Consider the following 23,341-nt stretch of genomic DNA (forward strand, 5'->3'; position numbering starts at 1 on the left):
AAAAATAAATGGATTACAATCAAACACTTAATCTGCCTAAAACCGATTTTCCAATGAGAGCATCTCTTCCTCAAAGAGAACCGGAATTTTTGAAAAAATGGTATGAAAATGACCAATATCAACAGCTTATGAAGCACAATGACGGCAAGCCGTTGTTCGTTCTTCATGACGGTCCTCCGTATGCAAACGGTGATATTCATATCGGTCACGCACTTAACAAAACACTTAAGGACTTTATCGTAAGATACAAGAATATGACAGGCTTTAAGTCACCGTATGTTCCGGGATGGGATACTCACGGTCTGCCTACCGAGCTTGCTGCCCGTAAAAAAGCAGGCATTTCTGCCGAAACAAATATTTCCGATTTAGAGCTTCGTAAGATTTGCAGAGAAACAGCACTTGGCTTTGTTGATTTGCAGAGAGAAAGCTTTAAGCGTATGGGAATTATCGGTGAGTGGGATAACCCTTATATTACTCTTCAAAAGGAATTTGAGAAGGAGCAAATTAAGGTGTTTGCTTCTATGGCTTCAAAGGGATATATCTACAAGGGTCTTAAGCCTGTGTATTGGTGTGCAGATTGTAACACGGCTCTTGCCGAGGCAGAGATTGAATATGCCGAGGACCCATGCCATTCAATTTATGTAAAGTTCAAGGTAACCGACGATATGGGCAAGCTTGCTGCACTCGGAGCAGAGCTTGACAAAACATATTTTGTTATCTGGACAACAACAACATGGACTCTTCCTGCTAACGTTGCTATTTGCGTTGGCCCTAATTATGAGTACAGTCTTCTTAAGGCTAACGGTGAATATTATGTTATGGCTACCGACCTTGCACCTGTTGCAATGGCGGACGCAGGCATTACCGATTACGAAACAGTAGGTATCATTCGCGGTGACGAGCTTGAATATATGAAAACAGCACACCCGTTTATCGACAGAACATCACTTGTTATTGTCGGTGACCACGTAACATTGGAAAGCGGTACAGGCTGTGTACACACTGCACCCGGTCACGGTGTTGACGACTTTATCGTATGCAAAAAATATAAGGAAATCCCTGTTGTTGTTCCTGTTGACGATAAGGGTATTCTTACAGAGGAGGCAGGTCAGTTTGCAGGCCTTTCAACAGAGGATGCAAACAAGCCTATTGCTCAGCATCTTGAAGAAATCGGTGCATTGTTTGCACTTAAAAAGATTAAGCACCAATATCCGCATTGTTGGAGATGCCACAAGCCCGTAATCTTTAGGGCAACATCACAGTGGTTCTGCTCTGTTGATGACTTTAAGGATGCCGCTGTTAAAGCAGCAGAGGATGTTAAGTGGTATCCCGAGTGGGGCAAGGACAGGCTTCAGTCTATGATAGTTGAGCGTGCAGACTGGTGTATTTCGCGTCAAAGAAAATGGGGCGTGCCTATTCCTGTTTTGTATTGTCAGGATTGCGGCAAGGAAATTATTGACGAGGGAATTATGAACAAGGTTTCCGACATCTTCGGTCAGGAGGGCTCGGATGCTTGGTACGCACACGATGCAGAGTATTTTGTTCCCGATGGCTTCAAATGTCCTCATTGCGGCAGCGATAAGGGCTTTGATAAGGAAAAGGACATTATGGATGTTTGGTTCGATTCGGGCTCATCTCACGCTGCTGTATGCAAGAACAGAGATTATCTTTCATGGCCGGCTGATGTTTACCTTGAGGGTGCAGACCAGTATCGCGGTTGGTTCCAGTCATCACTTCTTACATCTGTTGCAGGCGGCAACGGTGCTCCTTACAAGCAGATTATCACTCACGGCTGGACAGTAGACGGTGAGGGCAGAAAGATGTCTAAGTCGCTCGGCAACGGTATTGCACCGCAGGAGGTTATCGATAAGTACGGCGCAGATATTCTTCGTCTTTGGGTAGCATCTGCCGATTACCATGCAGATATCCGTATCAGTCCGGAAATCCTAAAGCAGATTTCGGACAATTACCGTAAGATCAGAAACACTGCAAGATATTGCCTCGGCAACCTTTATGACTTTAATCCTGATACAGATATGGTTGCAAATGAGGAGCTTGAGGAGCTTGACAAGTACGCATTGATGAAGCTTGATGAGGTTCTTGCAGTTGCTCATAAGGGCTATAATGAATACGAGTATCACACAACCGCACATGCACTTCACAATTTCTGTGTTGTTGATATGTCAAATTTCTACTTTGATGTTTTGAAGGACAGACTTTATACCTCTGCTCCTCAGTCAAAGAGCAGAAGAGCTGCACAAACAGTTCTTTACAAGGTTCTTGACGCACTTTGCCTCGTTCTTACTCCTATTCTTGCATTTACCTGTGATGAAATTTGGAGAGAGATGCCTCACGATTCATCAAGAAATCCGGAGTCACCGCTCTTTAACGATATTCCGCAGGGTAATTATATTGATGCCGATGAGCAGTTCATTGCAAAGTGGGATAGAATTCACGAAATCAGAACCGATGTTCAAAAGGCACTTGAGCTTGCCCGTAACGAAAAGATTATCGGTAAGCCGCTTGAGGCAAAGATCACCCTTCATGCAGACGGCGAGCTTGCAGATTTCTTAAAGTCAGAGGTTGATGCTCTTCCTGAAATATTCATCACATCGGCAGTAGAGGTTGCTGACGGCAAGGGTGAGTTTGCAGGTGATGTTGCCGGCTTGTCTGTAACAGTAAGCAAGGCAGAGGGTGAAAAGTGCGAGCGTTGCTGGAAATTCTCTGACACGGTAGGTCAGGATAGCGAGCATCCTACTCTTTGCAGGTGCTGTGCCGACACTATGAAGCAATTATAATAATGTATAATCTGTGGGAGGGGTGTTTGCTCCTCCCCAAAGGGTGTATATGAAGCATTTAACAAAGCATATTTCCTGCACAATAATGATTGTCCTTATTGTTGCGTTTGACCAAATAACTAAATATTTTGCTTCATTAAGGCTAAGCGACGGAGATGTTGTCGGCTTTATTCCCGGAGTTGTTCGGTTTAGGTATGCCGAAAATACAGGTATGGCTTTTTCAATGCTTAGCGGAGCAAGGTGGGTGTTCATTGTGCTCACCGTCTGCGTGTGCGTTGGAGTGCTGTATTACCTGTTCTCAAACCGGTGCAAAAGCCTGTGGCTTTATTGGAGCCTCGGCGTTGTTGTTTCTGGCGGTATAGGCAATCTTATAGATAGGATTTGCTACGGGTATGTTGTTGATTTTATTGAGCCTACCTTTGTTGACTTTGCCGTGTTTAATATTGCCGATTGTGCCGTAACCTGCGGCGCAGTTGTCCTTATCGGTTATCTTTTGATAGACGCCTTTAAGGATGCAAAAAAGCCAAAGGAGAATACCGATGGCTGATAATTATACCTTCGTTGTTCAAAATGCAGGGGTAAGAATAGACAGGTTTTTAACCGATAATATTCCGGAGATTACCCGCAGTGCAGTTCAAAAAATAATTGATGAGGCAAATGTCACCGTTAACGGTGAGGTTGTGCCGAAAAACTATAAGTGCAGAGTGGGCGACAATGTTGATGTTACAGTGCCCGATGCAAAGCCTCTTGAGGCAGTTGGGCAAAATATACCTATTGACATTGTGTACGAGGATGAGCATCTTCTGGTAGTAAATAAACCAAAGGGAATGGTTGTTCATCCTGCAAACGGCAACCCCGACGGCACCCTTGTAAATGCCCTGCTTTATCATTGCGGTGACAGCCTGTCGGGCATAAATGGTGTTATACGACCGGGCATAGTGCACAGGATAGATAAGGACACATCCGGATTGCTGATAGTTGCCAAAAGTGATAAGGCGCATATAGGTCTTGCACAGCAGATTAAGGATCACAGCTTTTCAAGAGCATACGAGGCTGTTGTGTACGGCAATATAAAAGAAGACAGCGGTACCGTTTGTCAGCCTATCGGCAGGGATACCAAGGACAGAAAGCGTATGGCAGTCACTATGAAAAATTCAAAGCCTGCTACTACACACTACGAGGTAATAAAGCGATACGGTGATTTTACTCACGTTCGCTGTGTGCTTGAAACCGGCAGAACTCATCAAATAAGAGTGCATATGGCATATTTGGGACATCCTGTTGCGGGCGATGCAGTGTACGGTCCGCGTAAGGTGATAACACGGCTTAACGGTCAGTGCCTGCACGCAAAGCATATTGGCTTTGTTCATCCTGTAACAAACGAGTATTTGGAGTTTGAAAGTGATCTTCCCGAATACTTTACATCATTTTTGAATTATTTGGAAAACAGATAGTATGGAAAGAACCTTTGAGAATTGGTTGGTTGTGTCTGATATAGACGGAACCTTAAACAATAAAATAAGAAAGCTTCCAAGGCGAAACTATAACGCTATCAAGGAATTTACCGAGCGCGGAGGAAATTTTACTCTTGCGTCCGGTAGATTGCAGTCGAGCCTTGAACGAAACTATAATCGCATTACTCCCAATCAGCCTGCCATTGTGCTTAACGGTGCAGGTATATACGATTTTGATAAGAGAGAAATGATTTGGCGTTCTACTATAGGTGAAAAGGGCAGGGAGTTTGTAAAATACATATCCGAGGAGTTTGACGAGATTTTTAAGAGCGTTGACATCGGTGTGTATTTTGACGATTATGTTTATATTGTAAGAAACGGTCTGCTTTCAAATGTAACTATGCTTGGCGACAAAGCAAAGTATGAGATTGTAAAATCGGTTGACGACGTTCCCAAAGAGGGCTGGATGAAGGTAATATTTTGGTCAAATCCCTTTACCATTGAAAAGCTTCGCAAGGTAATTTCTACTCTTGAAAATCCCGATGCAAACTTTATGTTGTCATCAATTCTTACCCTCGAGATGCTTCAAAAGGACACTCATAAGGGAGTGGGTATTATGAAGCTTGCCGATATGTTGGGCATTGAAAAAAGCCATGTAGCCGCAATCGGTGATTATTATAACGATTGGGATATGCTGCAAACCGTTGGCTTGCCTGCCTGTGCCGGACAGGCACCAAGCTCTATTCATAAGATTTGCAAGTTTGAGGCTTGTCACTGTAATAAAGGCTGTGTTGCTGACCTGCTTGAATACATAATGAGTGGAAGGGCAGACGAGGATATTATCAGCGGAAAAATATAAAAATGCAAAATAAAAATCACTATGGAATGAACAAACATCCATAGTGATTTTATTATGTTCTGTTATACGTTGATTTCAACCTCAACACCGAGAAGGTCCTTGTTTTCCTCAAGTATCGGTGCGACAACCTCTTTTAAGAAATCGGCTGTTTGCTCCGGTGCTCTTCCCACAAAGTTTGCAGGCTTAAGGATAGCAAGTATTTCTTCCTTTGTTGTCATAAATGCAGGATCAGCGGCAATTCTGTCAACAAGATCGTTTTGTCCGCCCTCAACCTTTACAACTGCACCTGCAGCCATTGAGTGCTGACGGATTTTTTCGTGAAGCTCCTGTCTGTCGCCGCCCTTCTTTACGGCATCCATCATTATGTTTTCGGTTGCCATAAACGGAAGCTCGCTCATAAGTCTTGCTTCAATAACCTTTGGATATACAACCAATCCGCTTGTAACATTGATGTAAAGGTCAAGTATTCCGTCGATTGCAAGAAATGCCTCTGCAACGCTGACACGCTTGTTTGCACTGTCGTCGAGTGTTCTTTCAAACCACTGTGCAGATGCAGTCCAAGCAGGATTTAATGCATCAATCATTACATATCTTGAAAGGGATGCAATTCTTTCGCTTCTCATAGGATTTCTTTTGTAGGCCATTGCCGATGAACCGATTTGATTCTTTTCAAACGGCTCCTCGATTTCCTTTAGATTTTGAAGAAGACGAAGGTCGTTAGAAAACTTGCAGCAGCTTTGAGCAATAAGTGCAAGGCAGTTGCAAACGATGGTGTCAAGCTTTCTTGCGTAGGTTTGTCCGCTTACGGGGAAGCATGCCTTGAAGCCCATTTTTTCTGCAATCTTTCTGTCAAGCTCCTTGCATTTTTCGTGGTCGCCGTCAAACAGCTCCAAAAAGCTTGCCTGTGTGCCTGTTGTACCCTTTGAGCCGAGAAGCATCAATGTGTCAAGCACGTGGTTAACCTCGTCAAGATCCATAACCAAATCCATTAGCCAAAGAGTTGCTCTTTTACCAACGGTTGTTGGCTGTGCAGGCTGAAAATGAGTAAAGCCAAGGCAAGGCATATCCTTGTACTCGTCGGCAAATTTTGCAACACTTGCTATTGCATTAACAAGCTTTTTCTTAACAAGCATAAGTGCCTCGCGCATGGTGATAACATCTGTGTTGTCACCGACATAGCAGGAGGTTGCACCAAGGTGGATAATGCCCTTTGCGTTGGGGCATTGCTCACCGTATGCGTGAACGTGGCTCATAACATCGTGGCGGAATTTCTTTTCGTATTCCTGTGCTACCTCGTAGTTTATGTCGTCAGCATGAGCCTTAAGCTCCTCGATTTGTTCTTTCGTTACATTTAATCCAAGCTCGTTTTCTGCTTCGGCAAGAGCAATCCAAAGCTTTCTCCAGGTCTTGAACTTAAAATCGGGAGAATAGATGTATTGCATTTCCTTGCTTGCATAACGGGCGTTAAACGGAGAATTGTAAGTATTGTTATTCATTAGTTAAGTCCTACTCTTTTCATCATTTCTTCGTATGCTTCTTCAACACCACCGAGGTCGCGGCGGAATCTGTCCTTGTCAAGCTTTTCGTGAGTCTTAATGTCCCAGAAACGACAGGTGTCAGGGCTGATTTCGTCAGCCAAAACAATGGTGCCGTCAGCGGTCTTGCCAAATTCGAGCTTAAAGTCGATAAGCTCAACGCCGATTGAAGCAAAGTATTCTTTAAGTACATCGTTAACCTTGAATGCCATCTTCTTGATTGTTTCAACCTCGTCTGCAGTTGCAAAGCCGCAGGAAATTGCGTGATAGCTGTTAATCAATGGGTCACCGAGGTCGTCATCCTTGTATGAAAATTCAATTGAAGGGCAAACAAAATCCATACCCTCCTCAAGTCCGAGTCTCTTGCAGATTGAGCCGGCAGCTCTGTTACGGATAATAACCTCAAGAGGAACGATGGTAACCTTCTTAACAGCAGTTTCTCTGTCTGAAAGCTCCTCGATGAAATGTGTAGGAACACCGTTCTTCTCCAAAATCTGCATAAGGTAGTTGCTCATCTTGTTGTTTACAACACCTTTTCCTACGATGGTACCCTTCTTGATACCGTTAAATGCTGTTGCATCATCCTTGTAGTCAACGATAACAACGTTTTCGTCGTCGGTTGCCCAAACCTTTTTCGCCTTGCCCTCGTAGAGCTGCTCTGTCTTTGTCATAGTAATCCTCCAAAATGATATGTCATTTATTTTTTATAAACTGCCTTAATTCTTTCAATAGCTTCAACTGTCTTTTCGGCATTGCCAAAGGATGTCAGTCTGAAGTAGCCCTCGCCTGCAGGACCAAAGCCTGAGCCCGGTGTACCTACAACCTGACACTTTTCAAGTAATTCGTCAAAGAACTCCCAGCTTGTGTATCCCTGAGGTACTCTGAGCCATACATATGGGGAGTTTACACCGCCGTAGCACTCAAAGCCTGCATCCTTAAGTCCTTCAAAGATAACCTTTGCGTTCTTTTGGTAGTAAGCAAGGGTTTCCTTAATCTGCTTCTTGCCCTCTTCCGAATAGACAGCTTCTGCAGCTCTTTGCGTGATGTATGAAACACCGTTGAACTTTGTAGCCTGTCTTCTTGCCCAAAGAGGATTGAGTGATGTGCCCTCAAATACAAGCTCCTTAGGTACTACCGTGTAGCCGCATCTCATACCTGTAAAGCCCGCTGTCTTTGAAAATGAACGAAGCTCAATGGCACAGGTCTTTGCACCCTCGATTTCGTAAATTGATTTTGGAATATCATCCTCAACAATAAAGCTTTCATAAGCAGAATCAAACAGAATGAGTGAATTGTGCTCGTTTGCATAGTCAACCCACTTTTTAAGCTGCTCTCTGTTTGCTACCATACCCGTTGGGTTGTTAGGGAAGCAAAGGTAAATTACATCGGGAACCTCTGCTGGAATGTCAGGAGTAAAGTTGTTTTCTGCTGTGCAAGGCATATAGATGATGTTGCTCCAAAGACCGTTTTCGTCCTTGTCACCGCTTCTGCCCGACATAACGTTTGTGTCAATATATACAGGGTAAACAGGGTCACAGATAGCAACCTTGTTGTCTACCGAAAAGATGTCGCCGATGTTGCCGCAATCACTTTTTGCACCGTCGGAAAGGAAGATTTCGTCCTTTGCAATGTCAATGCCTCTGTCGGCATAGTCGTTCTTTTGGATAGCATCAAGAATAAAATCGTATCCGTACTCCGGCGGATATCCTCTAAAGGTAGCCTCACAAGCCATCTCATCAACAGCCTTGTGCATTGCATCAATTACTGCAGGAGCAAGAGGCTTTGTAACGTCACCGATAGAAAGACGGATAACGTCTGCCTCCGGATGAGCAGCCTGATATTCTCTTTGCTTCTTTGCAACAGTAGAGAAAAGATAGCTTGACTCAATTTTCAAAAAGTTGTCATTAATCTTCATATTTTTAACCTCCGTATAAATTACTGTTTATATTTCAACCTCGCCGTAAAATGCATATTCAGCCGGTCCGGTCATAATTATGCTGTCGTTTTCGTCACCGCTCCATTCGATTTGTAAATCTCCGCCAAGCAAATGGATTGTAACATTGTTGTCGCAGTAGCCGTTGAGTATTGCGGCTACGGCTGTTGCACAGGAGCCTGTACCGCAGGCAAGCGTTTCGCCTGCACCACGCTCATAAACTCTCATTTCAATATTGCTTCTGTCAACAATTTTGGCAAATTCAGCATTAACCCTGTCGGGAAAAATGTCTGTGCTTTGTTCTGCAATTTTTCCGTAATGATTAAGGTCAAAATCCTTTGGGCTTTCGTCAATGAACATTACTGCATGCGGATTTCCCATTGATACGCAGGTCATCTTAAACTCTCTGTCATCAATGGTGATAGGTTGATTGATGCATCTTTCACCGTTGGTGATAACGGGCACATCGCTTGCATTAAGTATAGGCTTGCCCATATCAACCCTTGCTGTAACGGCTTTGCCGTTAACAGTATTAACCTTAATCTTTTTTACGGCCCCCATTGATTCAACGGTGAATTCCTCGCCGTCGGTGTAGCCGTTGTCAAAAAGATATTTTGCAACACAGCGAATACCGTTGCCGCACATAGCACCTCTTGAGCCGTCGGAGTTGTACATAACCATTTCGTAATCGGCAACGGTGCCTTTTTTGATTATTATAAGGCCGTCACCGCCGACGCTGAAGTGCCTGTCGGACAGCTTTTTAGCTGCCTCGCTTTCGTTTGGAATAGTTTGCTTCATACCGTCAACATAAATGTAGTCGTTGCCGGCACCGTGCATTTTTACAAAATTAATCCTCATGGTATCACCGCTTGATTATGAAAATTTTGATATGATGTTTTTTGCAACATCAACCATTTTTATACCTTTTTTCATGCTTTCGCTTTGCAGATATTTGTGAGCCTGCATTTCGCTCATGGAGTTAAGGCTCATTAAAATAGCCTTTGCGTTTGATATATACTCGCTGTCCTCTAAGTTTCTGTTTGTAAACGAGCTTTCGGTTGCAACAAGAATTTCTACGGTTCTTAAAAAATCATCCTTAATTAACGGAAGCGGCAGGCTGATGAGGTTGCCCAAATATTCCTCACGTCCGCTTTTGGAAAGAGCCACAACATCAAAGCCGGCGGGTACTCTCTCGGCTATTGCGGCAGCGCCCATGTCGTGCAGTATTGATGCACATACAATTACACCGCATCGCATATCCGCAGCAATACCAAGCGCGCTTGCACCTGTTGCACAGATGTGCGAAACGTAAAGACCGTCCGTCTCAAGAACGTTACGGAGTCGGATAGCCTTATCTCTGTTTGGATATGCAATAATAATGCTTTTCATGGCCCTCTCTCCGTTTTAATTTTATACCTTGTATATATGTATATACAAAATATAAAACATTATAACATATTATATCGAAAAGTGGCAATAGAAAATAAAGCAATATTTGATTAAAATTTTGTAACAAATATACATCACATTTTATAGAATTTGTATATTTTCGACAAAATGCACAGATTTTATATTTTTTTTACAAATTCTTGTAACAAAATACACAAAAACCCCTTGAAAAAGTTATGTAATGGTGGTATCATAAAGTAAAAAATATATAGTGGGTTTAGTATGCCCTTTGCGAAAGGAAAAAATATGGGAAAAATTAAAGAGGAATACCAGCTTCCTGTGTATCTTTTTCATAACGGAACAAATTACAAGTCATATGAATTTTTCGGAAATCATACTCTTGATGACGGTAGGGTTGCCTTTAGAGTATGGGCACCGAACGCTGAGGCTGTTTCTGTTGTAGGTGATTTCAATTCTTGGGACGCGCAGGCACACAAGTGCTTTCCGGTTGCACCGGGAATATGGGAAGCTATTATTGATAATGTTAACGTTTACGATTGCTATAAGTATGCAATAAAAGCAAAGTCGGGCAAAACCTTGATGAAGGCAGACCCTTATGCAGTTCATCAGGAAACAAGACCGGGCACGGGCTCAAAGGTGTATGAGCTTGGTCGTTATGAATGGAACGACGCAAATTGGCAGACCGACAAGAGCCGACAAAATATTTTGGAAAAGCCTGTTAATATTTATGAGGTCCATATGGGCTCGTGGAAGATGCATGATGACGGCAACTTCCTTACATACAGAGAAATGGCAGAGCAGCTTGTACCGTATGTTAAGGAAATGGGCTATACTCATATCGAGATGCTGCCTATTATGGAGTATCCTTATGATGGCTCGTGGGGCTATCAGGTTACCGGATACTTTGCCGCAACATCAAGATACGGCTTGCCGGAGGATTTGATGTACTTTGTTGACACCTGTCATAAAGAGGGAATAGGCGTAATCCTTGATTGGGTGCCTGCACATTTCCCGAAGGACGGCTTTGGCCTTTACGAATTTGACGGCTCCTGCTGTTATGAATACAGTGATATGAAAAAGGGCGAGCATAAGGAATGGGGAACAAGAGTTTTTGACTATGGCAAAAACGAAGTAAAATCGTTCTTGATTTCGTCTGCTGATTATTGGATAGAAAAGTTCCACTTTGACGGAATAAGGGTTGACGCGGTTGCTTCAATGCTTTACCTTGACTATGACAGAAAAGACGGCGAGTGGACTCCTAACAAGAACGGCGGAAGAGAAAATCTTGAGGCTGTCGATTTCTTCCGTCAGCTCAACACAACAATACTCACCAACCATCCGGGCACGATGATGATTGCAGAGGAAAGCACGGCTTGGCCGATGATTACCATGCCTCCGTCGGAGGGCGGTCTTGGCTTCAATTTCAAGTGGAATATGGGCTGGATGAACGATATGCTCAGATATTCCTCTATGGACCCTCTGTTCAGAAAGGGAAATCACAGCTGTATAACCTTCAGCTTCTTCTATGCCTTCAGCGAAAATTTTGTTTTGCCTATATCGCACGATGAGGTCGTTCACGGCAAGGCAAGCCTGCTTAATAAGATGCCGGGCGATTACGATATGAAGTTTGAGGGGCTTCGCCTCTTCCTTGCATATATGATGGCTCATCCGGGCAAAAAGCTTTTGTTTATGGGCAGTGAGTTTGGTCAGTTTATTGAGTGGAATTACGAGCAGGGGCTTGATTGGATTTTGCTTGGATATGATAAGCACAGGCTGACGCAGGATTATACAAAGGAGCTTAATAGGTTCTATAAGGAGCATAGCGAGCTTTGGGAGGTTGATTACAGCTGGGAGGGCTTCCAATGGATTTCCTCCGAGGATAACTGTAACAGCGTTATCGCCTTTAGAAGAATAAACAAAAAGGGCGAGGAGCTTATTGCTGTGTTCAACTGGACCCCAAATAGCTTTAACAGCTATCGTATAGGTGTTCCCGACGAAGGCACATATAAGGTTGTGTTTGATACCGCCCTGCAAAAATACGGCGGAGATAAGCCAAGGCTTACAGGTACGTACAAATCTAAAAAGGGCTCAATCCACGGCTATGATCAGCACATTGACCTTAAGCTTCACGGACTGTCTGCCGTGTTCCTTAAAAAGACAGCGGCAAAGCCTGCTAAAAAGGCACAGCCTGTAAAGGAAGATAAAAACACAGTGCAGGCAAAAAAGCCGACAAATAAAAAGAAAAAATAATTAGGGAGGATTTAATATATGTCTAAAACAGATGTAGTTGCTATGCTTCTTGCAGGCGGTCAGGGCAGTCGTCTCGGCGTTCTTACAAAAAGCGTTGCAAAGCCTGCCGTACCTTACGGCGGCAATTATCGCATTATTGATTTTCCGTTGTCAAACTGTGTAAACAGCGGTATATACACCGTTGGTGTGCTTACCCAATATCAGCCTCTTGTGCTCAACGATTATTTGGGTAACGGTCATCCTTGGGATTTGGATAGATTGAACGGCGGTGTGCATATCCTTTCACCGTATGAGGCAATCGGCGGTGCAGAGTGGTATAAGGGCACTGCAAATGCAATTTATCAAAACATTCCGTTTATTGAAAAATACGATCCCGAATATGTTGTTATCCTTTCGGGTGACCATATTTACAAAATGGATTATTCCAAGATGATTGAATTCCACAAAAAGAACGATGCCGATTGTACTATCGCTGTTCTTGAGGTACCGTGGGAGGAGGCATCTCGCTTCGGTATTCTTGCAACTGACGAAAACGATAAAATTTACGAATTTGCAGAGAAGCCGGCAGAGCCAAAGTCAAACAAGGCTTCCATGGGTGTGTATGTGTTCTCTTGGGATAAGCTTAAAAAATATCTTACCGAGGACGAGGCAGATGAAAATTCATCTAACGACTTTGGTAAAAACATCATACCTAATATGCTGGATGACGGTCAGCGTATGTTTGCGTTCCCGTTCAAGGGATATTGGAAGGATGTTGGTACTATTGATTCGCTGTGGGAGGCTAATCTTGATATAATCAATCCAAATGTAGAACTTGATTTGTCAGATACATCATGGAGAATTTACAGCCGTACTCCCGACGCGCCTCCGCATTACATAGGCGAAAATGCTGATATAGAAAATTCTTCTATTTCGGAGGGCTGCGATATTGACGGTACTGTTGAGTATTCTGTTATATCGTCAAAGGTTACGGTTGAAAAGGATGCTGAGGTTAGATTTTCCGTTATTATGCCGGGTGCTGTTATCAAAAAGGGAGCCAAGGTTTATTACTCAATCGTTGCAGAGGGTGCAGTGATTGAGGAGGATGCTCAAATAGGTGCTATTCCCGAGGATCTTGAGGATCCGTCTACATGGGGCGTTGCCGTTGTGGGTGCAAATGCAACCATCACAAAGGGCAAAAAGGTTGCTCCAAAGGATATGATTGCATCAGGAGAGGAGGTATAACTATGAACGGAAAAAATGTACTCGGAATGATTTTTGCAAACATTCGCGAAGAAACACTTGAAACTCTTACAGAAAAAAGAACTATGGGCTCCGTTCCTTTCTGTTCAAGGTACCGCCTTATAGATTTCCCGCTTTCAAATATGGTTGAGAGCTCTGTTACAAAGGTGGGAGTTGTTACAAATTCAAATTTTAATTCGTTGATGGATCACGTCGGCACAGGTAAGCCGTGGGATTTGTCGCGTAAGACAGACGGATTGTATTTGCTGCCTCCTTATTCAATTAACTCTGTTACAATGTGGGGCAATAGGATTGATGCCATTTACGGCAATATGAGCTTTTTGGACCATTCAACACAGGAATATGTCCTTATGTCAGATTGCTATAATGTTATGAATATCGACTTTAACAAGGTGTTCGATGCTCACGAAAAAACAGGCGCAGACATCACCGTTGTAGGTGTAAAGGCAAAGAAGCCCGTATCCTTCAGTAATGTGCTTGTTTTTGATAAGGTTGAGGCAGACGGCAGAATTACCGACGCTTCTATAGACCCTAATGTTGATGAGGCATTCTATTCAACAAATATCATTCTTATGAAAAAGCAGTTGCTTGAAACGCTCGTTGCAACAGCTCATTCAAAGAATGAGGTTTCCTTCCAGCGTAATATTCTTTTGGACAGCATTAAGACAAGGAAGGTATATTCATACGACGCAACCGATTGCTTTGTCGGCACTATTGACAGTATTCAAAGCTACTTTGATATTTCAATGAGTATTCTTGACAGAGAAAACAAGAAAAAGCTTTTTGCCCCCGAGCGTCCTATCTATACCAAGGAGCGTGACGATATGCCTACCCTTTACGGTATGGAGGCAAATGTTAAAAATTCTCTTGTAGCAGACGGATGCGTAGTTAAAGGCACTGTTGAAAATTGCATCTTGTTTAAGGGTGTAATCATCAAGGAGGGTGCTGTTGTTAAAAACTCAATTCTTATGCAGGATACTGTTGTTGACGAAAATGCAAAGATTAACTATATTATTACCGACAAGGATTGCTCTATAAAATCAGATGTAGAAATTTCCGGTGCCGCAAACTATCCTGTTTGCTTATCAAAGGGCACAAGAATTTAGGAGGATAAGAGATGAAGGTATTATATGTAGCCTCCGAGGCTTTGCCGTTTATGGCATCCGGTGGCTTGGGCGATGTTGCAGGCTCGTTGCCTGTGGCACTGCGTAAGCGTCTTATCGGTTGTCGTGTTGTTATGCCGCTTTATGATTCAATCAAGCAGGAATATAAGGACAAGATGAAGTTCATCACCTCAATTTCCGTTCCTGTTTCATGGCGTAGGCAGTATTGCGGTATCTTTGAGGCAAAGCATAACGGTGTAATTTACTATTTCCTTGATAATCAGTATTACTTTAAGCGTGACGGAATTTACGGTCATTATGATGATGCAGAGCGCTTTGCTTTCTTTGCAAGAGCTGTGCTTGAGATTATTCCTCATATCGATTGGAAGCCTGATATTATCCATTGTAACGATTGGCAGTCTGCTCTCACTCCTCTTTATTATTCCTGCTATTATGCAAACCAAATGGGTTATGAGAATATAAAGACTGTGTTTACAATCCATAACATTCAGTATCAGGGCAAGTACGGTACAGAGCTTCTTAACGATGTGCTCGGTATCTCACCCGAATATAACAATTTGATTTTGTACGACGGACTCGTAAACTTTATGAAGGCGGGTATCGAATGTGCAAACAAGGTTACAACCGTATCTCCTACATATGCAAAGGAAATTCTTGACCCGTGGTATTCTCACGGCCTCGACCCTATCCTTAATCAGCGCAGCTGGAAGCTTTGCGGTATCCTTAACGGTATTGATGTGGAAAATTATAATCCCGAGACCGATAAGGCAATCAAGGCAAACTATAATGCTGACAAATGGCAAAAGCAAAAGGCAGAGTGCAAAAAAGCATTGCAGGAGCAGATGGGTATGGCTGTCAGAGCCGATGTTCCCGTAATAGGTATTGTTTCAAGATTGGTAGGTCACAAAGGCCTTGATCTTATTCGTGAGGTTATGGAAAAGAGCCTTTGGGAAAGAGATGTTCAGTATGTCATTCTCGGCTCCGGCGAGTGGCAGTACGAGAGCTTTTTCAGAGAGCTTCACAATAAATATCCTGACAAGGTCGGCGTTACAATCGGCTTTGTTCCGGACCTTGCCCGTAGAATTTATGCGGGTGCCGATTTGTTCCTTATGCCAAGCAAGAGCGAGCCTTGCGGACTCTCACAGATGGTTGCGCTTCGCTACGGCACTGTTCCTATCGTTCGTGAAACCGGCGGACTTAAAGACTCTATCACCGATTCGGGCGACGGAGAGGGCAACGGCTTCACCTTCAAAACCTATGACGCTTACGATATGCTCGGTGCAATTTACCGTGGCATAGAGGCATATAACAATAAGGATTATTGGCCGACACTTGTTGACCGTGCTTTGAGATGCGATATGTCTTGGGGCAAGTCCGCAAACGAATACATCAAAATGTATAAATCACTTCTTAAGAATTAAGATAAACAAAAAGCTCCACATTGGTACTCAAGGTATCAATGTGGGGCTTATTTTTCATTTACGCTTTTTAATTATATGGCTTATCAGCAAAACCATTGCATTAAAAATTATCCAACCGATTACCGCAATTTCAATAAACATCCTCAACGGCACAGCGGTCAGCATATCGTTATAGGTGAGGCAAATATACGCTATGTATATCGCGGCGATGATGCTGCTTGTCACCGTTAAGGAGCCTATGATAATTTTGCTCTTCACCTTATCACCTCACGCAATTCATCTGCTTTCATTATATGTAATTTTCTGTGCTTTTGATGTATCGATCGATTACCTCAACTGCGTTGTCTAATCCGATTTTGCTTGCGTTTACTATTAGGTCGTAGTGGCGGGAGTCGCCCCACTTTTGCTTTGAATAATAGTTGTGGTAGTTTTTGCGGATTTTGTTTTCCTTTTCAACAAATACCTCTGCCTTTGCAAGCGACATCTCCTTTGTTTCGGCAATTCGCTCTATCCTTTTTTCAAGGTCACCGGTTATGAAAATTCGTACGACATTGCTGTAATCTCTAAGTATATAATTTCCGCATCTTCCAAGTGCAATAAAGGATTCTCCTGCGTCTGCTTTTTCCTTAAGAAAATCAAATTGCATCTGTGCAACATTGTCCTCGGGAGAATTGCTGAATCCGTCTACTGAACGTGTAAACCAAATGTTCCTTTTCTTTTCGTCAAACTTTTTCAGCTCATCAAGGTTCAGTCCCTTTTCCTGTGCAATTAAGCTCAGCATATTATGGCCGTATACATTAATCCCGTAAAGCTTTGACAAAACATTTGAAATGTATCGTCCTCCGGAGCCGTATTCTCTGTCTATTGTAATTATAATTTGCTTTGTCATAGGTATCACCTCTTAAAAATATCTAAGCTTAATTACTATCATTGCTATTGTTAACACTATTGCTGTTGCAGGGATTGCAGATTTGCAATACTTGCCCCAGCCGACAGGATGACCTGCCTTTGATATAACCGATGTTCCCACAACGTTAGCGGATGCACCGATTGGTGTTGCACTGCCGCCAATGTCCGTGCCGACAGAAAGAGCGTATGCAAGCACGGAAAGCTCGGCACCCGGAGTTGTTGCCGCAAGGGTTTTGATAACAGGCACCATTGTTGCGGCAAACGGAATATTGTCCACAAATGCACTTGCAATAGCAGATACACACATAATGATAAGCACCATAGCGAATACATTGCCACCGCAAATTTTTTCGATAAATCCTGCAATAATTTCCAAAACACCTGTTTGCTCAAGTCCGCCGACCACGATAAACAATCCGATAAAGAATAAAAGCGTTTTGTAATCAACTCTTTTTATTATGTAGCCGATGTGCTTAACTGATGTAATAAGTGTTATAATAGCTATTGCTACACCGATAAATGCAACAGTTAAGCCTGTTTGAGCGTGTGTTACAAGCAACACAACGGCAATTATAAATATGATAGTGCTGATGATAAAATCCTTTTTGTTTTCGATAGCCTCGGACGGATTAGGATATGTAGACGGGTCAACCTCTGCACTTTGATTTGCACTCAATTCTTTTTTGAATACAAAGTAGAAGAAAATTATGATAAACACAAGAGCTATGCCTGCAATAAGACCTGTGTTTGTTAAAAAGTCCGCAAAGCTGTATCCAAGTGCTGTGCCGATGATGATGTTTGGAGGGTCTCCGCACATTGTTGCCGAGCCGCCGAGGTTCGCACAGAATATTTCAGATAGCACCATTGGTACGGGGTTGAATTTCAAAAGCTGAGATAATTCAACTGTGACGGCAGCTAAAAACAGGATTACGGTAATGCTGTCAATAAACATTGAAAGCACGGCACTCATAAGCATAAAGGTTACAAGAATAGGCATAACCTTGTATTTAACAGCCTTTGCTATGGTAAGGCAGAGCCAACGGAAAAATCCGGCTCTTGCCATACCCTCAACCATAACCATCATACCCGCAATGAATATGATTGTGGCCCAGTTGATACCGCTTGAGCTTTCCTCTGCCTGACCGGATACAATCCAAAAATCAGGAGTGAAAATGCTTTTGATATTTAGGGTTTGCGTAATTGCGTCTGTACTTTTCATACAAGCTGCAAATACAATTCCGATTGTTGCGAGTCCACAGCCAAGCGTAACAATATGGCGCGGAATTTTGTCAATAATAATCATTACAAACATAAGTGCAAAGATTATTACAGCAATGATTTGTGCAGTCATAACAGTACCTCTTTTTTGTTTATTTCATTTTAATTATATTATTAATTATTTTCTTTTTCAACCCCCATATTTTTACTTGAAAAAAGGTGAATAATAATATATAATATAAAATCGTGATATATGGTAATTATTAGCATTTAGGAGTTTTTTATGATAGAGTTTGAAGAATTAAGCCAAAGGCTTATGCAGTCCGAGGAGCCTATCGCAAACCTTAAGGAAGCACTTGATATTGATAATCTTAAGGTGCAGGTTGAAGAGCTTGAACATCAAAGTGCCGCTCCTGACTTTTGGGACGATATGGAAAACAGCCAAAAGGTTATGCAAAAAATCGGCTCACTAAAGGCAAAGATTGCGTCTTACGAAAGCCTTAAGGCAGATTTTGACGACGCATTGGTTATGATTGAGCTTGCCGACGAGGAGGGCGATGAAACTCTTGTTGGGGATTGCACACAGTCGGTAGAGGATATTGAAAACAGGATTGAATCATTAACCCTTTCAACTCTGCTTTCAGGCGAATTTGATGACAATAACGCAATTCTTACCTTTCACGCAGGAGCAGGCGGAACAGAGGCGCAGGATTGGGCAGAAATGCTTTTCCGTATGTACAACCGTTGGGGTGAAAGAAAGGGATTTAAGGTGTCAACCCTTGATTATCTTGAGGGTGATGTTGCAGGTATTAAGAGTGCAACCATTCGTATTGAGGGCGAAAACGCATATGGCTACCTCCATGGTGAAATGGGAATACACCGTCTTGTTCGTGTTTCTCCGTTTGATTCATCAGGTCGCAGACACACCTCGTTTGCATCCCTTGAGGTTATGCCTGAAATTGACTCTGACGTGAATGTAGAGATTAGAGAAGAGGACATCAAGATGGATGTTTATCGTGCTTCCGGTGCGGGCGGTCAAAAGGTTAATAAAACCTCATCCGCTGTTCGCCTTACTCATATCCCTACGGGCATTGTTGTTTCATGTCAGGTGGAGCGTTCACAGCACCAAAACAGAGAAATGGCTATGCTTATGCTTAAATCAAAGCTTGTTGAAATTAAGGAAAGAGAAAATCTTGAAAAGATTGAAGACATCAAGGGCGACCAAAAGGAAATTGCCTGGGGCAGTCAAATTCGCTCTTATGTATTTATGCCTTACACAATGGTTAAGGACCACAGAACCGGCTTTGAAATGGGTAACATTACAGCTGTTATGGACGGTGACCTTGACGGATTTATCAATGCTTATCTCAAAATGAAAAGCCTTGAAGCAGCCGAAAATTAATTTTATCAAAATTTTTACAATGCTAAAAATGCCTCTTAAGCAAAAAATAAGCTTGGGAGGCTTTTTATTATGAAAATCAAAAAAATAGTGCCGTTATTTATGTGTCTTTGCTTTCTTTTCGGCTGCGCAAGACCGCTTGATGACGGTGACACCACAACTCAATCTAATACAAACGGTAATAATTCTTCAACTCAAACCGAAACAAAAACCACTACATCTCCAACGGCAAAGGCAGTTGCGGGGTTAGATTCATTAAGCACGCAAAAGATTATTTGGGGACCGGGAAACATTGTTGACCACAAGCAACCAAATGACCCTTTATTGCTTCAAAAGCAGTATGAATCAATGAACGCAAGATGGCTTTTGAAAAATGAAAATCAGGTGTGCCTAACCTTTGATGAGGGATACGAAAACGGCTATACTCCGCAGATTTTGGATACTCTTAAGGAAAAGCAGGTCAAGGCAATTTTCTTTGTTACCTATGACTTTGCATCGCAAAATCCCGAGCTTATCAACAGGATGATAAAGGAAGGCCATGTTGTCGGCAATCATACCTATCGCCACTATTCCATGGACGAGGTTAGTGATGATGTTGCAAGACAGGAGGTTACCTTCCTGCACAACTATATTAAAGAAAAACACGATTATACTATGAGTTATTTTCGATTTCCAAAGGGAGAGTTCTCGGAGCGTTCTGCGCAAATTGTAAAGGACTTGGGTTACACCTCTGTGTTTTGGAGCTTTGCCTATGCCGATTGGGATACCTCAAATCAAATTGACGAATCAATAGCCTTTACCCGTATTTGTGAAAGCACACATCCCGGTGAGATAATTTTGCTTCACGCAGTCAGCGCCACAAATGCCAATATTCTCGGCAAGGTTATTGATGATATTGAAAAGCAGGGCTATACATTTACAACAAATGTTTAGACTTAGACTGTCGATAAAGTGGGCTGAAACACGCCATATAAATAAAACAAACCGATTTGAGCCTCACTTGTGTAAAGGGAGGTGGGTGCGATTTATCGCACTCGGAGGGATTGTAAAAGCGGCTTAGACATCGAATCTAAGCCGCTTTTGGCGTTTTTCGCCTTTTGCTCGGTCGAGAAATCAGGGTTCCCAACAAGCTTTAGTTTGTTGGGAAGAGGAGAAACATATGAAGCATAATTACAAAACTGCGTTTTGTTCTATGCGTAATATGTTTGGACGAAGTACATCTTCCCTCGCAAAATGCGAAATTCAGCTCCATTTCTCAACAGTCTACCAGCATATCGAAATTTATGACGACTGAGGGGATGAAAAATTTGACAAAATTATTAAATTTTCAAAATATGGTTGAGATTGCCTGCACTATAATATATAATATAAAATTACAGTAAATATTATGAAAGCGGGTATACATATGCTTTTTTCAAGAGATATAGGCATCGACCTTGGAACGTCTAACACCAAGGTTACAGATAAAAAGGGCCACATCATAATTAATGAGCCGTCGGTTGTTGCAGTTGACGTAAAGTCAAAGCGTGTTCTTGCAACAGGCAATGAGGCAAAAAATATGATTGGCAGAACTCCGGGCTCAATTGTAGCCGTGCGTCCTATGAAGGCAGGCGTTATTGCGGATTTTGATATGACAGCCGATATGCTTCACGATTTTATGGACCGTTCAACCTCCCGTAATGTTTTTACAAAAACAAGAGTGGTTGTATGCGTTCCGTCCGACGTTACCGAGGTAGAGCGCAGGGCAGTTGAGGACGCTGTACGTTCGGCAGGTGCGCAGGATGTTGAGCTTATTGAGGAATCTATGGCGGCTGCTCTCGGAGCAGGGCTTCCTGTTTACGAGGCAACAGGATCAATGATTATTGACATCGGCGGCGGTACAACCGATGTGGCCGTTATTTCTCTTGGCGGTATTGCCTGTTGTAACAGCATTAAGGTTGGCGGTGAGGCAATGGATGATGCAATCGTAACATATATGCGCAGGGAGCATAACCTCCTTATTGGCGAACGAACAGCCGAGGATATTAAGCTAAAGATCGGCTCTGCTATGGAGTATGACGGTGAGGCTGCAATGGAGGTTAGAGGACGCAACCTTGCTGACGGACTTCCGGGCAGTGTTGAGGTTACATCTGCAGATATACGCGCAGTGCTTGAGGAGCCTGTGTCACAGATTATTTCAGCAATCAAGGAGACGCTTGAGGTTACTCTTCCGGAGCTTGCGGCTGATATTATCGACAGAGGTATTTATCTTACAGGTGCTGCAAGTCAGCTTAGGGGGCTTCGTGATTTGATAGAAAACGAAATCCGTATCCCAATCATAGTGCCTGAGAATTCAAATGATTGTGTTGCACTCGGCACATCAATTAAGCTCCGTCAGGCAAAATAAATTCAGAAGAGAAGTTGTATGAAAAATATATTTAGTTCAAAGCCGTTTAAGCTTGTTGTGGGCATTATAGGGGTGTTTCTTATCGGTGCATTGATTGCAGCGGCTAACGGTCACGGCGAAACCGCACAGTCAACAATAGTAGGCACGGTGTTTTATCCTGCTCATTATGTGGCTCAAAAGGTGTCAGACGGCATAGACAGTATTGCCGGTAATGTAAGCGGTAACAGCCAATATGAAAAGGAAATAGGAAAGCTTCAAAAGCAGGTAGGCGATTTGCAATCACAGCTTGTAGATTACGAAAATCTAAAAAGACAGAATGAGCTTTACAAGGAATTTCTCGGTGTCAAGGAGGAAAATCCCGATTTTGAATTTGTGGAGGCATCGGTTATAGGCAGGGACAGTGCGGATATTTACAAATCCTTTTCTATATCGAAGGGCACTGCCTCGGGTGTAAGTGCGGGCGATGCCGTAATGTACGGCAAGTATCTTGTTGGAATTGTTGACAAGGCATATCCCACATACAGTGTTGTAAAAACCATTCTTGACCCTGATTTAAGCGTTTCTGCTTATGAAATTATTTCAAACGAGATTTCGTATGTAACGGGCAACGCCAAGCTTGCCAAGGAAAATAAATGCAAGATGGCAAACCTTGATGCCTCAACAAAAATTACAAACGAGTCGATTATCTGTACTGCAGGTGTGGGCGGTACTGTGCCAAAGGGACTTATTATAGGCACTGTTGATGAGATTGCTGACGAGTCAACAGATATTTCGTCATATGCTATCATCACGCCCGGCACTCAAATTGAAGGCATCAACACCTGCTTTGTGCTGACAAATTATAAAAAATAAGGAAGCCTTATGGAACTGTCAAAACGCGAAAGAACAATTAAATATTGCGTTTATGCCGTAATTATTGCAATTTGTGCATTGCTGCAGAATGTATCAGGCCTGTTCCTGCAAATAGGTGAGGCAAGGTGCTTTTTGCTTGTGCCTGTTGCCGTTTTGCTTTCTCTTGATGAGGACGAAAAATCGGCAGCGTTGCTTGGTCTTTTTGCAGGACTGCTGTGGGATTGCGTGTCTGCACATCATATGGGCTTTAACAGTATTTATATAATGCTTGCCTGCTACGTTTCGGCATTGCTTGTGAATAGGTTGTTCAGAGCAACCTATTGGGTTGGATATGTCGGTGCAGTAATATTCACCCTGCTTTATTGCGTGCTTTATTGGGTGCTGTTTGTTGCATTTAAGGGTGGTGACGGTGCAGTTTCCTCGCTGATTGGGTTTTACCTGCCGTCGTTTGTATACACCTGTGTTGTGGCATTACCTCTTAATCTTTTGCTTGTTCCGCTTAGGAAAAGGCTTAATAAATCTTAAATTAGTCTATGCCGTTATAAATTTTG

The 23,341-nt window shown here is 42.8% G+C and carries 22 protein-coding genes; 14 read left to right on the top strand and 8 right to left on the bottom strand.

Translation table 11 applies throughout. The features are described from left to right. Positions 1–8 precede the first annotated feature (8 nt). From ileS to Q0P34_RS03205, 4 genes are read left to right on the top strand one after another with little or no spacing between them, the layout of a single operon-like run. Positions 9–2,798, top strand: a complete 2,790-nt coding sequence (gene ileS / locus Q0P34_RS03190; RefSeq protein ID WP_294952783.1) for an isoleucine--tRNA ligase — start codon at positions 9–11, stop codon at positions 2,796–2,798. A gap of 49 nt (positions 2,799–2,847) precedes the next feature. Then, positions 2,848–3,345, top strand: a complete 498-nt coding sequence (gene lspA / locus Q0P34_RS03195) for a signal peptidase II (RefSeq protein ID WP_294952786.1) — start codon at positions 2,848–2,850, stop codon at positions 3,343–3,345. Further along, on the top strand, positions 3,338–4,252 hold the full coding sequence (locus tag Q0P34_RS03200; RefSeq protein WP_294952789.1) for an RluA family pseudouridine synthase: 915 nt from the start codon (positions 3,338–3,340) through the stop codon (positions 4,250–4,252). Before lspA ends, Q0P34_RS03200 begins: the two co-directional genes overlap by 8 nt. A gap of 1 nt (position 4,253) precedes the next feature. Then, entirely contained in the window at positions 4,254–5,111 is an 858-nt protein-coding gene (locus Q0P34_RS03205; protein ID WP_294952792.1) for an HAD-IIB family hydrolase, read from the top strand. 62 nt (positions 5,112–5,173) lie between these two features. On the opposite strand, the gene purB is transcribed toward Q0P34_RS03205, so the two are convergent. Genes purB through Q0P34_RS03230 form a run of 5 tightly spaced genes read right to left on the bottom strand, consistent with a single transcriptional unit; the run spans position 5,174 to position 9,968 of the window. Next, positions 5,174–6,607 carry an adenylosuccinate lyase gene (purB, locus tag Q0P34_RS03210; protein ID WP_294952795.1) on the bottom strand — a complete coding sequence of 478 codons (1,434 nt, stop codon included), beginning with the start codon at positions 6,605–6,607 and terminating at the stop codon, positions 5,174–5,176. Then, a complete protein-coding gene (gene purC / locus Q0P34_RS03215; RefSeq protein ID WP_294952798.1) occupies positions 6,607–7,317 on the bottom strand; it encodes a phosphoribosylaminoimidazolesuccinocarboxamide synthase in 711 nt (236 codons plus the stop codon). Before purC ends, purB begins: the two co-directional genes overlap by 1 nt. Before the next feature lie 26 nt (positions 7,318–7,343). Further along, positions 7,344–8,561, bottom strand: coding sequence for an LL-diaminopimelate aminotransferase (locus Q0P34_RS03220; protein WP_294952801.1), 1,218 nt, complete (start codon positions 8,559–8,561; stop codon positions 7,344–7,346). A gap of 27 nt (positions 8,562–8,588) precedes the next feature. After that, entirely contained in the window at positions 8,589–9,431 is an 843-nt protein-coding gene (gene dapF / locus Q0P34_RS03225; RefSeq protein WP_294952928.1) for a diaminopimelate epimerase, read from the bottom strand. 21 nt (positions 9,432–9,452) lie between these two features. Beyond that, positions 9,453–9,968 carry an ANTAR domain-containing protein gene (locus Q0P34_RS03230; protein ID WP_294952804.1) on the bottom strand — a complete coding sequence of 172 codons (516 nt, stop codon included), beginning with the start codon at positions 9,966–9,968 and terminating at the stop codon, positions 9,453–9,455. A gap of 306 nt (positions 9,969–10,274) precedes the next feature. On the opposite strand from Q0P34_RS03230, the gene glgB reads away from it, so the two are divergent. From glgB to glgA, 4 genes are read left to right on the top strand one after another with little or no spacing between them, the layout of a single operon-like run. Next, the gene (gene glgB, locus Q0P34_RS03235) at positions 10,275–12,239 is read left to right on the top strand and encodes a 1,4-alpha-glucan branching protein GlgB (RefSeq protein ID WP_294952807.1); all 1,965 of its coding nucleotides are present in this window, start codon (positions 10,275–10,277) and stop codon (positions 12,237–12,239) included. Positions 12,240–12,257: 18 nt separating this feature from the next. Beyond that, complete coding sequence (locus Q0P34_RS03240) at positions 12,258–13,463, top strand: glucose-1-phosphate adenylyltransferase (protein ID WP_294952810.1); 1,206 nt, start codon at positions 12,258–12,260, stop codon at positions 13,461–13,463. Between the two features lie 2 nt (positions 13,464–13,465). Next, positions 13,466–14,587 carry a glucose-1-phosphate adenylyltransferase subunit GlgD gene (gene glgD / locus Q0P34_RS03245; RefSeq protein ID WP_294952813.1) on the top strand — a complete coding sequence of 374 codons (1,122 nt, stop codon included), beginning with the start codon at positions 13,466–13,468 and terminating at the stop codon, positions 14,585–14,587. Positions 14,588–14,598: 11 nt separating this feature from the next. Further along, positions 14,599–16,026, top strand: a complete 1,428-nt coding sequence (gene glgA / locus Q0P34_RS03250; RefSeq protein WP_294952815.1) for a glycogen synthase GlgA — start codon at positions 14,599–14,601, stop codon at positions 16,024–16,026. A 54-nt stretch (positions 16,027–16,080) separates the two neighbouring features. Here the strand turns inward: glgA and Q0P34_RS03255 are convergent, their stop codons facing one another. The 3 genes from Q0P34_RS03255 to Q0P34_RS03265 are packed head-to-tail and all read right to left on the bottom strand — an operon-like array spanning position 16,081 to position 18,286. After that, on the bottom strand, positions 16,081–16,284 hold the full coding sequence (locus tag Q0P34_RS03255; protein ID WP_294952818.1) for a hypothetical protein: 204 nt from the start codon (positions 16,282–16,284) through the stop codon (positions 16,081–16,083). Between the two features lie 31 nt (positions 16,285–16,315). Then, positions 16,316–16,915 (bottom strand): AAA family ATPase, encoded by a 600-nt coding sequence (locus Q0P34_RS03260; RefSeq protein ID WP_294952821.1) that lies wholly within the window; start codon positions 16,913–16,915, stop codon positions 16,316–16,318. 12 nt (positions 16,916–16,927) lie between these two features. Next, positions 16,928–18,286 carry an SLC13 family permease gene (locus Q0P34_RS03265; protein ID WP_294952824.1) on the bottom strand — a complete coding sequence of 453 codons (1,359 nt, stop codon included), beginning with the start codon at positions 18,284–18,286 and terminating at the stop codon, positions 16,928–16,930. 150 nt (positions 18,287–18,436) lie between these two features. Here Q0P34_RS03265 and prfB point away from each other — a divergent pair, with 150 nt between their 5' ends. The 6 genes from prfB (at position 18,437) to mreD (ending at position 23,315) form a co-directional block, all read left to right on the top strand. Continuing rightward, positions 18,437–19,555: a peptide chain release factor 2 gene (prfB, locus tag Q0P34_RS03270; RefSeq protein WP_294952826.1), complete on the top strand. Its 1,119-nt coding sequence runs from the start codon at positions 18,437–18,439 to the stop codon at positions 19,553–19,555. Between the two features lie 69 nt (positions 19,556–19,624). Next, entirely contained in the window at positions 19,625–20,485 is an 861-nt protein-coding gene (locus tag Q0P34_RS03275) for a polysaccharide deacetylase family protein (RefSeq protein WP_294952833.1), read from the top strand. Between the two features lie 226 nt (positions 20,486–20,711). Beyond that, the gene (locus Q0P34_RS03280; protein ID WP_294952835.1) at positions 20,712–20,846 is read left to right on the top strand and encodes a hypothetical protein; all 135 of its coding nucleotides are present in this window, start codon (positions 20,712–20,714) and stop codon (positions 20,844–20,846) included. 111 nt (positions 20,847–20,957) lie between these two features. Continuing rightward, on the top strand, positions 20,958–21,938 hold the full coding sequence (locus Q0P34_RS03285) for a rod shape-determining protein (RefSeq protein ID WP_178668456.1): 981 nt from the start codon (positions 20,958–20,960) through the stop codon (positions 21,936–21,938). An 18-nt stretch (positions 21,939–21,956) separates the two neighbouring features. Beyond that, positions 21,957–22,790, top strand: coding sequence for a rod shape-determining protein MreC (mreC, locus tag Q0P34_RS03290; protein ID WP_294952840.1), 834 nt, complete (start codon positions 21,957–21,959; stop codon positions 22,788–22,790). 9 nt (positions 22,791–22,799) lie between these two features. Then, the gene (gene mreD / locus Q0P34_RS03295; RefSeq protein ID WP_294952843.1) at positions 22,800–23,315 is read left to right on the top strand and encodes a rod shape-determining protein MreD; all 516 of its coding nucleotides are present in this window, start codon (positions 22,800–22,802) and stop codon (positions 23,313–23,315) included. Positions 23,316–23,341: the final 26 nt, after the last annotated feature.

Source organism: uncultured Eubacterium sp. (genome assembly GCF_945980375.1).
Taxonomy (GTDB): domain Bacteria; phylum Bacillota; class Clostridia; order Oscillospirales; family Acutalibacteraceae; genus Eubacterium_R.